Origin of the sequence: Streptococcus sanguinis (assembly GCF_050222175.1) — a bacterium.
GTDB classification, from domain to species: domain Bacteria; phylum Bacillota; class Bacilli; order Lactobacillales; family Streptococcaceae; genus Streptococcus; species Streptococcus sanguinis_M.
In genome coordinates this window covers 1,435,820-1,449,935 of the sequence record NZ_CP071420.1, presented here as the reverse complement: position 1 = coordinate 1,449,935, position 14,116 = coordinate 1,435,820, and the positions used below count along the sequence as shown (strand labels likewise).

Below are 14,116 nucleotides of genomic sequence, written 5' to 3'. Positions count from 1 at the left end.
ATATAATTATAGTTATATATATAGCTAACTAAAATGGAATGTTGTATAATAAAACTATTGTAACTAGATGATTATTTAGGAGATTATTATGGGAAAAGATTTATTTAATCCTCACCTGCGTAAGTTTTCGATTCGAAAACTAAACGTCGGTGTTTGTTCTGTGCTCTTGTCAACCCTGCTTCTTTTGGGAGCAGCGGCACAAGTTAGTGCTGATGAAGCTAGTGATTCTGGTGCCCAAAACGAAGTTTCGCAAACAGGAATAGCCGAATCATCAGTGAATTCTGTTGAAACTTTTGCTTCTGAACATTTACAAGCAAAAGGAAGTTCAGCACTTGCTTTTGCTACTGAGATTCCTCAATCAGATGATAATCCTAGTCCCAGAAGCTCAGAGCCTGAGAAAGTTGAAGGATCTACTGAATCTACAGCAACTAAATCAGTTGAGAATACTCAACCAATCACTGTTCACCCAGAAACATCTAACGCGGCTGTCGTGGCTGAAAAGTCAGAAGCAACCGCAGATCTAGCTCAGCCTAATCGCTCTCGTCGTGTGAGACGGGATGCTACACCTACTGGACAACAGAACAGCGTAACAACAGGAGTTCCGATAGGTACTGGACCAGCTGGGGCAGATGATGCTACCTCTACGCCACGAGTACCTAAACCAAGCTTGGAGGAATCTGTCAAGAAAGATAGTACCCAATTAGCCAAACAAATTACTTGGCTTGATTTTTCGGATACTGCAAGTTGGAAAGGATTGGATTCACGAGGCGGACTCCAAGTAGGAACGACCTTCAAGAAGGAAATTTCACCTGGCTATGAAGTAACCCTGACGGTCACTGAGCTTAAACCTTTTAACTCGACTGAAACTTATAGAAAACGGGTTGAAGGAACACCGACAGCAAATACTTATGACCCAAATGCTCAGAATGGATACTTAAAGTCTGCAGCAAAGTATGGTCAAACCCCTCCTTCGGTGACAGGAGCTATTCAGAACCAATGGACTTCTATCCGTGATCAAGGTTTTAATACGCAAGGACGAAAGACGCAGCTTGTCTATCCAGAGAACTCTACCAACTGGGGAGTGAAATTCAATATTGAGGCAACCTATCTCGGTAAGCGCGTGGCCCCTACGGTGGTTATGGCCGATGGTGAAGATGCCAACCCAGGTGAATTTGCTATCTTCACTACTAACGGAGAAGGATGGGAATATCTCGGTGAATGGAAGAATAAGAGTACTGCCAAAGAAGCCTACACCGTTATTACCAAGCAAATGTTGGATGATGAAAATGTAAAGAGAAGAGGTCTCTTAATTTTAAGAGATACAAGCGTAGACTGGTATAAGTACCTCAGTCCGGATACAGTGACAGGTGGCTTGGGGACTCAGGTCTTTGGGCCAAACCGCTCTAACGAACGGACGGTTCCTGTGGTGATGACGCGTGGGGCATCTGAAGTAGGTTTCTATGTAGCATCATCTGGGCAACAGGCTATGATGATGGGATTCTTAGTGGTAGATGGCAGTGATGCACCAGCGACTTATGGCGAAGCCTTCCATACCATTTCAGGTCGTGATTCGGTGACTGATGCTCCTATTAAGCAACCTTATTTGGGAACAACGCCAGCTGATATTGATGTTGATACAGCTAATAATTGGGTTCTGGATGATAAAAAGGAACACAAGGACGAGGGGGCCAGCCAATTACTAGCGGACGATCAATTAAGCGCTTCTAATGATTTGCTTGATTTAGACAAAGCAAAAAATGGAACTTATACGATTAAAATCAAAGCTAACCCAAATGGTAATGCTAAATCCTATGTCAAGGCATGGATAGACTTCAACAATGATGGAGTCTTCAATGAAAGCGAAGGTAGCAACCTACAAGAGATTACAGCTGCTGGTGACTATACCTTGACCTTCAATGCCAACCCAAATATTACTGGCGGTCAAGTAGACAAATTGGGTATGCGTTTCCGAATTGCGACTAATAAAGGTGATATTGAACAACCAACCGGTATTGCCTTTAGTGGTGAAGTAGAAGATATGCTCTTACACCGCATTTATCCTCCTAAAGGTGAAAAGCAGACTACGGACGGCTTTACAGGTGAGACTCAAACTGCTGTCCTTCACTTCACACCTAAAGGAACGGATCGTTCAGACGACAGTGTCAATGCAGTTATGAGTACCCAAGCGCCTCAGGTTCTGGATAAACAAGGCAATGCTCTGACGCCTGTTGATGGCAACTATATTCGTCCAGAAGGGACCTATCGCTTGACCGTCAATGGCAATGATGTTCAAGTAGTCTTCACACCAAATGCGGAATTTTCTGGAATTGCTGATGGAATTAACATCCGTTGGACTGACAGCAATGGTACATCAACTGGATGGACTTCAACGGATGCTTCTGACCCTAATAAAAATGATCAATTGACTACAATGGATGGCCGTTATGTACCGACAGTTCGTAAGATTCCAAACTACGAATCAAGTGGTCTTCAGGGACTGGAACAAAACAAAACGCTAGTCTTTAACGATGATGATGCGAATACGACCCCTGTCATGCCAGACGCTACTCATCCTGCCAGCTTTGTGGATGCTAACGGTCAGACAGTAGCAGGCAACACGGTGCCAGCCATGTCCAATGGCCAGCAAGTCGGGACCTATGAATTAGATCCAAATACCGGCCAAGTGACCTTCAAACCTATCAAAACTTTTTATGGTACGCCAGACCCAGTGGTAGTTCAAGTCAGTGATGCCGATGGTAAAGCACACCGAGTACGCTACCAACCTAATGTGACCCAAGTAACACCAAGAAGCACCAATGTTGAATCAACTGGCCTCCAAGGTCAAGCACAAAGTGGTAAGCCGACCTTCACCCCAGGTGACCAACAAATCCCAATTGACATGAGCAAAGCCATGACTTTTGAAAATGGGACGGACACCATGGAAGTAGCTAATGAAGGAACTTATACTATCAATTCAGATGATACCATTACCTTCAAGCCGCTTAAGCAATTCACTGGCAAGGCAACACCGGTTACAGTCAAACGTGTCGATGCCAACGGCACAGAAGTGACTGCAACCTATACACCGAACGTGACCAAGGTCACACCAACCAGCACACCTGCTACTTCATCAGGTCCTCAAGGTGTTCCACAAACAGGAACGCCAGTCTTCAAGGAGGGCGATCCAGCGGTCCCAATCGATATGACCAAGCAAATGACCTTTGACGATGGTCAACCTAAGAAGATTGTTGTGGGCGTAGGGGAATACACCATCAATTCAGATGGATCTATTACCTTTACTCCAGATAAGAAATATGTTGGAACCCCAGCCTCGGTGACGGTCAAACGAGTTGACGAAAATGGCACCGAAATAAGAGCAACCTATACGCCAACCGTGACGGAAGTGACGCCAAGAAGTACCAATGCCGTTTCAAGCGGCTTGCAAGGACAACAACAAAGTGGCAAGCCGATCTTCACCCCAGGCGACAAAGCTGTGCCGATTGATATGGCCCAACCAATGACCTTTGAAGATAATCAAACAACCAAGAAGGTAGACAAGGTCGGGACTTATGTCATTGAGTCAGATGGTACGATTACTTTCACGCCAGACAAGCAATATGTGGGGACCCCATCTCCAGTAACAGTTAAACGCGTAGACACAAATGGAACAGAAGTAACGGCTACTTACATACCAACCGTGACGCGTGTCACACCAACCAGCACCAATGCTGAGTCAACAGGCCTGCAAGGTCAACCACAAAGCGGCAAGCCTACTTTCACCCCAGGTGACCAAGCAGTTCCAATCGACATGAACAAAGCCATGACCTTTGAAAATGGTACCGACACATTGGTAGTAGCTGATCAAGGAACTTATACTATTAATTCAGATGGTTCCATTACTTTTAAGCCAGAGAAGAAATTTACTGGCAAGGCGACCCCAGTCAAGGTTAAACGAGTTGACACAAACGGAACAGAAGTAACGGCCACTTACACTCCTACTGTTGAAGAAGTTATTCCAAACGCAACTGGCGATCAGACTGAAGGTCCACAAGGATTGGTTCAGAATGGTAAAATTACTTTTGAAGCTGGAAGACCAGAAGTAGGTTTTTCAGCAGACAATACCCCAGTTTTTGACACGGGTACCAATGTGAAAGAAATTGAAAATGTTGGTAAGTTTGAAGTGGATATTGATGGCAATATTACCTTTACCCCGGTTAAGACATTTGTAGGTAAAACACCTGAAATTGAAGTCAGTCGTGCAGATGTCAACGGTACCCTTGCTAAGGCAAAATATCAAGCAACAGTGACAGCTGTAAAGCCAACTGGTGTTGGAAACAAGACAGAAGGCCTGCAAGGTCAAGTTCAAGAAGGTAAAGTGACCTTCACACCAGGGCACGACTCTGTTCCATTCCCTGTTGGTTCGACTCCATTGTTTGATAACCATTCAACAGTGAAAGAAGTACAGAATGTCGGTAAGTTTGAAGTGGACTCTGATGGTAAGGTTACCTTTACCCCACTCAAGCAGTTTAAGGGGGAAACACCAGAACTTGAATTGACTCGCACCGATGCTAATGGCACTCCAGTAACCGTCAAGTACCAAGCAGTTGTGAAAGAAGTGGTTCCAAGAGGAACTGACGCGACTAGCACAGGTCCTCAGGGGGTTCCGCAAACAGGTAGTCCAAGCTTCCAAGGTGGTGATCCACTTGTTCCGATTGATATGGATTCTCCAATGACCTTTGAAGATGGTCAACCTAAGAAGACAGTTCAAGGAGTAGGAGAATATACCATCAACTCAGATGGTACTATCACCTTTACCCCAGACAAACAGTATGTGGGGACCCCAGCTTCAGTTACTGTTAAACGTGTAGATAAGAACGGCACGGAAGTTACTGCCACCTATACGCCAACGGTAACACGGGTAACGCCCACTAGTACCAATGCTGAATCAACTGGTATCCAAGGTCAACCGCAAAGTGGCAAGCCAACTTTCAGTCCAGGTGACCAAGCTGTTCCAATCGATATGACCAAGCCAATGACCTTTGAAAATGGGACTGACACTTTGGTAGTGGCTAATCAAGGAACTTATACCATTAATTCAGATGGTTCTATTACCTTCCAACCAGTTAAGCAATTTACTGGCAAGGCGACACCTGTTACGGTTAAACGAGTCGATGCTAACGGTACAGAAATAACTGCGACTTATACACCGACCGTTACCAAGGTGATACCAACCAGCACCAATGCGACTAGCACAGGTCCTCAAGGTGTCCCTCAAACTGGCACCCCAACCTTCACAGGTGGCGATACACTAGTTCCAATTGATGAATCAGTAGAGCCAACTTTCGAAGATGGAAGTAAGGAGAAAAAGATTCCAGGTCAAGGAACCTACACGATTGCTCCAGATGGTGCAGTGACTTTCACGCCAGACAAGCAATTTGTAGGGAAGCCAGATCCAATCACAGTGAAGCGAGTAGATGAGAATGGCACGGAAGTGACTGCGACTTACAGTCCAGAATTTACGAAAGTAACTCCAACTGGTACTGGCACTAAGACAGAAGGCTTGCAAGGCCAAGTTCAAGAAGGGCAAGTAAGCTTTACCCCAGGCCATGACTCTGTTCCATTCCCAGCTGCTTCAACTCCACTGTTTGATAATGGTTCCGCAGTTAAAGAAGTACCGAATGTTGGTAAGTTCGAAGTGGATGCAGATGGTAAGGTGACCTTTACTCCAGACAAACAATTCAAGGGTGAAACACCGGAACTCGAATTAACTCGTGTGGATGCCAACGGTACTCCTATCACCGTCAAATATCAAGCAGTAGTGAAAGAAGTGATTCCAACTGGCACCAATGCGACTAGCACTGGTCCTCAAGGTGTTCCACAAACCGGTACTCCAACGTTTGCGGGTGGTGATCCACTAGTTCCAATTGATGAAACCATAGGGGCAACCTTCGCAGACGGCAACAAGGAAAAAGTGATTCCAGGTCAAGGAACTTACACCATTACTCCAGATGGCTCAGTGACCTTTACTCCAGACAAGCAGTTTGTAGGCAGACCAGATCCAGTCACTGTGAAACGTGTAGATAAGAACGGAACTCCAGTAATGGCAACTTACAGCCCAGAGTTTACTAAGGTTACGCCAACTGGTACTGGCACTAAGTCAGAAGGCTTGCAAGGTCAAGTCCAAGAAGGTCAAGTCACCTTCACTCCAGGCCATGACTCTGTTCCATTCCCAGCAGATTCGACTCCGTTATTTGACAATGGATCTTCTGTCAAAGAAGTACCGAATGTCGGTAAGTTCGAAGTGAATGCAGACGGCAAGGTGATCTTCACTCCAGACAAACAATTCAAGGGTGAAACGCCAGAACTTGAATTGACTCGCACTGATGCCAATGGCACCCCTGTTACAGTTAAGTACCAAGCGGTAGTGAAAGAATTGATTCCTACTGGCACTAATGCGACTAGCACTGGTCCTCAAGGTGTTGCGCAAACTGGCACACCGACATTCGTAGGAGGCGACCCACTTGTTCCAATCGATGACGCAGTAGAGCCTACCTTCGCAGATGGAAGTAAGGAGAAAAAGATTCCAGGTCAAGGAACTTACACCATTGCACCAGATGGCGTAGTGACTTTCACACCTGAAAAACAATATGTTGGTACACCAGAACCAGTGACAGTGAAACGTGTGGACAAGAATGGCACTCCAGTAACGGCTACCTACAGCCCAGAATTTACGAAAGTAACTCCAACTGGTACTGGCACTAAGACAGAAGGCTTGCAAGGCCAAGTTCAAGAAGGGCAAGTAAGCTTTACCCCAGGCCATGACTCTGTTCCATTCCCAGCTGCTTCAACTCCACTGTTTGATAATGGTTCCGCAGTTAAAGAAGTACCGAATGTTGGTAAGTTCAAAGTGAATGCAGACGGCAAGGTGATCTTCACTCCAGACAAACAATTCAAGGGTGAAACGCCAGAACTTGAATTGACTCGTGTGGATGCCAACGGTACTCCAATCACCGTCAAATATCAAGCAGTAGTGAAAGAAGTGATTCCTACAGGTACCAACGCAACCAGCACTGGCCCTCAAGGTGTTGCGCAAACTGGCACCCCAATTTTTGCGGGTGGTGATCCACTAGTTCCAATCGATGACACAGTGGAGCCAACCTTCGAAGATGACAACAAGGAGAAGAAGATTCCAGGTCAAGGAACTTACACCATTGCTCCAGATGGCGCAGTGACCTTCACGCCAGACAAGCAATTTGTAGGTAAACCTGATCCAATTACTGTAAAACGAGTAGATAAGAATGGTACGCCAGTAACTGCAACATATAGCCCAGAGTTTACTAAGGTAACTCCAACCGGCACCACAGCGACTAGCACCGGTCCTCAGGGTGTTCCGCAAACCGGTACCCCAACTTTTGCGGGCGGTGATCCACTGGTTCCAATTGATGATACAGTGGAGCCTACTTTCGCTGATGGCAATAAGGAAAAAGTGATTCCAGGTCAGGGAACCTATACCATTGCACTAGATGGTGCAGTAACTTTCACGCCAGACAAGCAGTTTGTAGGGAAACCGGATCCTATCACTGTGAAGCGAGTGGATAAGAACGGTACGCCAGTGACGGCTACCTACAGTCCAGAGTTTGTCAAGGTAACTCCAACTGGTAAAGATGCGACCTCTACAAATATCAAGGGGCATGTTCAAACTGGCACACCTGTATTTGAGTCAGGTAATCCATTGGTTCCAATTGATGAGACGATTGCACCAATCTTCGAAGACGGAAGCAAGGAAAAGACTATTCCGGGTGAGGGGACTTATACCATCACGTCAGATGGGACAGTCACCTTCACTCCAGAAGCTGATTTCCTTGGTCAGGGAAGCGGTGTGACCCTTGTCCGTCGTGATAAGAATGGCACCTCAGTGACAGCTCGCTATATTCCTACCGTAGTTGAACCATCAACTAGTCAGGACAGTGTATCCAGTGGCCGCAAGGGCCAAGCTCAAACGGGCACGCCAACTTTTGAAGGGGCGATTGACCAGGCAGTGGCACCGACCTTTGCGGACGGCAGCACCGAAATGGTTGTCCCAGGAGAAGGAACTTATCGGTTCACTATGCTAGGAGCAGTAACCTTTGTACCGGAAGCCGACTTTGTCGGAACTGCTCGCGGAGTTGTCGTGAAGCGTTCAGATATTTATGGCAATGCCGTGACGGCAACCTATACCCCAACTGTTTTGGGAAGTACTGCTACAGAAGATACCAGCAGCACAGGTCTAAAAGGACAGCCGCAGACTGGTAAGCCGATTTTTGATGGAGATATTGACTTATCAGTAGCTCCAACATTTGAAGACGGTTCCACTGAAAGAGTTGTTCCTGGAGAAGGAACCTACACTATTTCATCTGATGGTACTGTAACATTTGTTCCTGAATCCAATTTTGTAGGTCAGGCAAAAGGAGTAGTTGTAATTCGTAAGGATCGTAATGGTAACACCATTACTGCATCCTACGTTCCTACTGTGACAGAGCTTCCTGTTCCAGTACAGCCTGCACCACCTTCTCTTTCCAAGAGTGAGAGTGGAAAAGCCCTTCCTAAGACAGGTACGGAAGAAACCTCATATTTAGCAGCAAGCTTACTTGCGGGAGTATCAGGTTTAGGACTGATTGGTTTAGAGAAGAGAAAGAAAAAGTCTGAAGACTAACATAGGCTTGAAGAAATTCCGTTAACGAACTAGAAGAATTTCGGGAGAGCGCAAAAACAGGTAGAACTTATGTTCTACCTGTTTTGTTATCAAAAAATTCTTGAAAGTGATGGAGATAATAGAAAGCTTCAGCTAGCTAATGACTGTCCTGCTCCTAAGTCTGTTTCATAGTTAAAAAGGGTAATTCTACATTTTCATGCTTTTAATTTTCTCTTCGTCTGGTGTGACGCGCAGGGTTTTCTGGCCCGTATAGGTGACAAACCCTGGCTTACCACCGGTTGGTTTGTTGAGTTTTCTAGTCTCAATCATATCTACTTGGACCAGATTAGAGAGTCTGGCCTTGGAGAAGTAGGCCGCTAGCTCGGCAGCGTCAGTCTTGACTTCATCGCTGGGCTGAAGATTGCCTGTGATGACCACATGACTGCCTGGAATATCCTTGGCGTGAAACCAAAGCTCGTCCTTCTTGGCCATCTTAAACGTCAGCACATCATTTTGTAGATTGTTACGTCCAACCAGGATAATGGTTTGGCCATCTGTTGCCAAATATTTCTCCGGTTTCTGCCTTTTTTGGATTTTCTCTCTCTGGCGTCGGCGGATAAATCCAGTCTGGATTAGTTCCTCTCGTATTTCTGCAATTTCAGTCAGGCTGGCCTGAGCAAGAGCTATTTCCACGCTCTCTAGGTAGAGAATCGTAGTCCGTGTCTCCTCAATCAAGCTGGTCAGGTGTTTGACGGCTTCCTTGAGCTTCTGGTAACGTTTGAAATAGCGCTGGGCATTTTGGTTGGGAGTCAGGGCCTTGTCAAGCGAGATAATAATCTTCTCACCTGTATAGTAATTATCCAACTCAACCTGGTCCTGATCGTTAGGTACCTGATGGAGAAAGGTAGTTAAGAGCTCCCCTTTTTGGCGGAATTCTTCTGCATTCTCCGTTGCTAGGAGCTCTTCCTCTTGCTTGCCCAGCTTTTTCCGGTTCTTTTCCAACTCATTTTCTACTCGGCGAATGAGTTCGCTGGCCTGCTGGTTGACCCGATCGCGCTCTGCTTTGTCCTTATAGAAAGTGTCCAAAAGCTCGGATAGCGTGGACATTTGGGTCTTGCTGTCGGAAAATAGCAGAGCAGAGAAGGATTTTTCGGTCAGGCTAGGCTGGGTCGGACTGGAAAAAAATGCACGGAAAGTTTTGAGCTTGTCAGCTGCCAGACGGCCACTGAGTTCAGTAGCTGTATCCCGACCCAATCCCTGAAAAATCTGCTGCAGGCGTTTGGGCTCTATGTCTTCAGTATGCAGGATTTCAAAGAGCTTTTCATCACCCACAGTGAAAGGATTGAGGCTGCCTGTCTGAGGCGGTGCGACATAGGTTGAGCCTGGCAGGATCGTTCGATAGCTATTTTGTGAAAATCCGACATGTTTGATGGCTTCAATAATCTTACCGCTAGCCTTGTCCAAGAGAATGATATTGCTGTGCTTGCCCATGATTTCGATGACCAAAGTCACAGCCACGCTGTCGCCGATTTCATTCTTATTCGAAACACTGATTTCCAAAATCCGGTCATTCTCCACTTGCTGGATTGCTTCAATGACGGCGCCCTGCAGGTATTTGCGCATGACCATGATAAAGGTATTGGGAACAGCTGGATTTTCAAACGTGGTATCTGTCAGCTGGACGCGCCCAAAGACCGAGTGGGCTGACAGGAGCAGCTTGTGGCTTTTACGGTTGCTGCGAATCTGTAAAACTAGCTCCTGTTCAAAGGGCTGATTAATTTTCTGAATGCGGCCGCCCAGCAATTCGCGGCGGAGCTCCTCTGTCATGTGGTGTAAAAAAAATCCGTCGAAAGACATGTTTTTCTCCTTGAAACTTGCTAAAGAAAATTATAACAAAAAACCAAGCTAAAAGCTTCTAAATTTTTTGACAAAAAATTTTTAAAAAATTAAATGATTTTTATATAAAAATTGTTAATATAGTAGTGAGAAGGAATTTAAATATAGATGGAGCTAGAATGTTTGAAGATTATATTTTAATTCAAAAGATAAAAAATGGAGACCAAAATGCGTGGGAAAGGGTGATTGAGAAGTATTATCACTCTATCTATTTTTACTGTGTACGCAGATGTTATGGTAATGTCCAGTTAGCAGCAGATTTGACGCAAGATATTTTTCTTAAAGTGATAGAAAATATCAAAAACTATCGTTTTACAGGGAAATTTCATAATTATCTATTCACAATTGCTGTTCATCATTGTAATAACCATTATAAAAAGAAAGAAATAGAAAAAGTTGAATTCAACGAAAGTGTTTTATCTTCTCACGAAAGCGATGGTATGACAAATTTAGTAGTTAACGAAGAAAATAAGGTAATTCAACACGCCTTAAATCAGTTGTCAAATTCTCAAAGAGAGGCTATTATTTTGAGATATTACCATGATTTAAAGGTTAAGGATATTGCAAAGATTACAGGTGTAGGTGTTCCAACTGCTCAGTCCCGAATTCATCAAGGGCTTGTAAAACTGTCAAAGTTCTTAGATAAAGAGGCATTTGCTTATGACGAAAAAAGTTATTGAACGTTTAAAAAATTATCAATTAGAAGTTGATGAATCTAGAAAAAAAGAGGTTCTTTTACTCGGTGTTGCTCATCTGAAAAGTCAGAAAAAGATGATTTCTTATCTGGAATTGGCTCTTTTTACTATTCGGTTTATTAGTTTAAAAACTTGGTTGATTCAGTTCGCAGTATTGGGAATCAGCTTATTAGTTATATTAAACAATCCGCTCGGTCTCGTTTATACTCTAATAAAAAATTTAACAGGATTGCTAATAATCTCTCTACTTTTCTTTATGGAGGAATTATTTAAAAGTTTTACATCTGGAATGTGGGAATTAGAGCAAACTTTCAAGTACGATTTACGCCAGCATGTATTAGTGAAACTCTTTATTTTTGGCTTTATTGATTTTTTGATTGTTCTGAGCTTTTCTATATTAACAAACTTACTCTTTGGATTTTCTTTTTTTAGTATGTTACTGTATTTGTTAGTCCCCTATAATATTGTTTGTATTGTTTTGTTTTATTCTCTCTCTTGTTGGAGAAATTCTGGCAATCATCGTAGTGCATGGTTCGTTTTGGGTATGGCTCTTTTAATTCTATTTGTAGCTTTGAATCTATTCAATCCTTATCGTATGGCTGTTATTTATTGGTTCCTAACTTATTTAATATCTCTTTTGATTCTCGTACTTTTGTTCTTTAAACAATTAAAAAAATTGACAGCAGGAGGAATGTGGAATGGAACTCAGTCTTAAAAACATTAAAAAAGAATATGGAAACAAGTTGGTATTAGATTATGTTTCCATTTCATTAAAACCAGGACTTTACGGACTTTTAGGTTCGAATGGATCAGGAAAGACGACGCTTTTTCGGATTATTTGTGGTCTCATGAAGCCTACTCAGGGAGCTGTTTTCTTTAACGGAAAAAATATAGTTAATCAAGCAGAAAATTTTAGAGATGTTTTAGGTTTTTTACCACAGGATTTTCGATATTATCCTGACTTTACTGCTAGAAATTTTCTACTCTATATTGCCTCTTTAAAAGGGTTGAGTCGAAAAAATGCTTCTACAACAAGCGATGAATTATTAGATTTGCTTGGCTTATCTGCTATCAAAAATAAAAAAATTAGAAAACTTTCTGGTGGAATGAAGCAGAGATTAGGAATTGCACAAGCGCTCTTAAACGATCCTCAAGTTCTTGTGTTAGATGAGCCAACAGTTGGACTAGATCCTAAAGAACGGGTTAAATTCCGAAAGTTATTAAGTAGTTTATCAAAGGAAAAAATCATTCTTTTATCGACCCATATTGTATCAGATGTCGAAAGTATCGCTGACGAAATTTTGATTTTAAAAAATGGGCGTTTACGAGATAGAGGAACGGTTAATCAATTAGTTTCTGAAATATCTGACAAGGTTTGGGAATGTGAAGTAACAGAATGTGAGGCTAATAAATTAGAAGAGACTTTTCTTGTGAGCAATCGCCGCCAGGATGGTCAACATATCGTGATGAGAATTGTTTCTGAACAAGCTCCAATCCCGAAGGCTTCCTTGGTTAGCCCAACTTTAGAAGATTTGTATCTCTATTATTTTAGAGAGGAGATGCGGGATGAAGACACTTATTAGATTTGAATTTCAAAAAATTCTAAAGAACAAAACGATTTTGGGAAGTTTTGTTGCAAGTTTATTTCTACTTGCTGGTATTTTTTTCATAGGCTATCATTATTCTCAGTATCAATTTGCAGCGAGAGACAATGTTGCACATGGCTATTCCAAAGATATTGAACAGAGTTATAGAGGGGAGTTTACAGATGATAAAATTCGAGGGATTATAGCAGACGATCTCAAAAAATTTCAAGAGAGAGAACTTTCTGATGATGGAAGTTGGAAAGAGAAAGGAGAACCTTGGCTCTTTCATCCATTTTATCTCTTTACAGAACAGATAAGTGATGTTTTTGTCAAAGACGCACGTCATCTTTATGAAAAGCAGATGGAACGTGTGAAAAAAGGAAAAATGTTGACGATTGAAGACATAGAAGTACGTAGCATTAAGGATCTTGGTTTTAAAGAGTTTGGGAAACCTCTAAAAATTGGCAATTATGCACCTTGGCTTGATTTATATAAAGTTCAGGGAAATGTTTCGATTTTAGTTTCTATTCTAGTCATTTTAGTTTGTTCTTTGATTTTTTCAGACGATAAGGCTAAAAATATGAATCAAGTATTGTTGACAACTAAATATGGCCGTAATAAACTGATAAGGGCCAAGATTGGAGTGGCTTTCCTCTTGACTTTTGTACTATTTATAGTTTTTCAAATGGTCACTTATTTTGTATTTTCTAGTATGTATGATACTAGTGGATGGAGTTCTAGTATTCAGACTAACTTAGATTTGGGGTTATTCAGTTTTCCATTGGAGTGGAATCATCTACAAGTTTACTTTTGGTTTTTGTGCTTACAATTTACAGGGCTTCTTTTTACAGCGGGAGTAACATTATTGATGTCCTCTCTGCTAAACTCTCCTTTGTCTGTCTTGTCATTTTCTATTAGTCTGTATTTGTTGCCCTATTTTTTAGCTCAGATTTTTCGAGAAGGAGTTGCTCAAAAACTACTTTATCTTTTTCCAATCAATCAGCAGTCAGTCGGAAAACTATTAGGACTGTTTGCTTCGAATAAGGAATATTTTTTTCAAGATTTTATCATAAATAGTCTCTTCGTTTTTAGTTTTCTAATCGGTTTGGCTTTTGCATTGAAGATAATATCTTATTTTCATGCTAAAAATTGGAAATTTGCTTGAGTAGTCAAATCCGAACATTTTATAAAAATTTTCAAAAAGGTCTTGACATCTTTTCAGGAAAAACTTAAAATATAGGAAATTAGAAAAGTAGTAGATGAATTTG

Annotated in this window: 6 protein-coding genes and 1 other annotated feature (1 of these 7 only partly in view); of the genes, 5 read left to right on the top strand and 1 reads right to left on the bottom strand. The window is 42.5% G+C overall.

Annotated features, from left to right (window positions below):
- Window positions 1-88: 88 nt before the first annotated feature.
- Complete coding sequence (locus J1C91_RS07185; protein ID WP_125439018.1) at window positions 89-8,692, top strand: CshA/CshB family fibrillar adhesin-related protein; 8,604 nt, start codon at window positions 89-91, stop codon at window positions 8,690-8,692.
- A gap of 186 nt (window positions 8,693-8,878) precedes the next feature.
- Here J1C91_RS07185 and fbpA read toward each other — a convergent pair whose 3' ends face one another.
- Complete coding sequence (fbpA, locus tag J1C91_RS07180) at window positions 8,879-10,528, bottom strand: Rqc2 family fibronectin-binding protein FbpA (RefSeq protein WP_125439016.1); 1,650 nt, start codon at window positions 10,526-10,528, stop codon at window positions 8,879-8,881.
- A 158-nt stretch (window positions 10,529-10,686) separates the two neighbouring features.
- On the opposite strand from fbpA, the gene J1C91_RS07175 reads away from it, so the two are divergent.
- Genes J1C91_RS07175 through J1C91_RS07160 form a run of 4 tightly spaced genes read left to right on the top strand, consistent with a single transcriptional unit; the run spans window position 10,687 to window position 14,013 of the window.
- A complete protein-coding gene (locus J1C91_RS07175; RefSeq protein WP_009660270.1) occupies window positions 10,687-11,247 on the top strand; it encodes an RNA polymerase sigma factor in 561 nt (186 codons plus the stop codon).
- Window positions 11,228-11,977 carry a beta-carotene 15,15'-monooxygenase gene (locus J1C91_RS07170; protein WP_125352776.1) on the top strand — a complete coding sequence of 250 codons (750 nt, stop codon included), beginning with the start codon at window positions 11,228-11,230 and terminating at the stop codon, window positions 11,975-11,977. Before J1C91_RS07175 ends, J1C91_RS07170 begins: the two co-directional genes overlap by 20 nt.
- Window positions 11,961-12,845 carry an ABC transporter ATP-binding protein gene (locus tag J1C91_RS07165; RefSeq protein WP_125346983.1) on the top strand — a complete coding sequence of 295 codons (885 nt, stop codon included), beginning with the start codon at window positions 11,961-11,963 and terminating at the stop codon, window positions 12,843-12,845. The genes J1C91_RS07170 and J1C91_RS07165 overlap by 17 nt, the downstream gene beginning before the upstream one ends.
- Window positions 12,829-14,013 carry an ABC transporter permease subunit gene (locus J1C91_RS07160; RefSeq protein ID WP_125346982.1) on the top strand — a complete coding sequence of 395 codons (1,185 nt, stop codon included), beginning with the start codon at window positions 12,829-12,831 and terminating at the stop codon, window positions 14,011-14,013. Before J1C91_RS07165 ends, J1C91_RS07160 begins: the two co-directional genes overlap by 17 nt.
- Before the next feature lie 64 nt (window positions 14,014-14,077).
- Window positions 14,078-14,116 (top strand) — a binding site (T-box leader) (it continues 195 nt past the right edge of the window).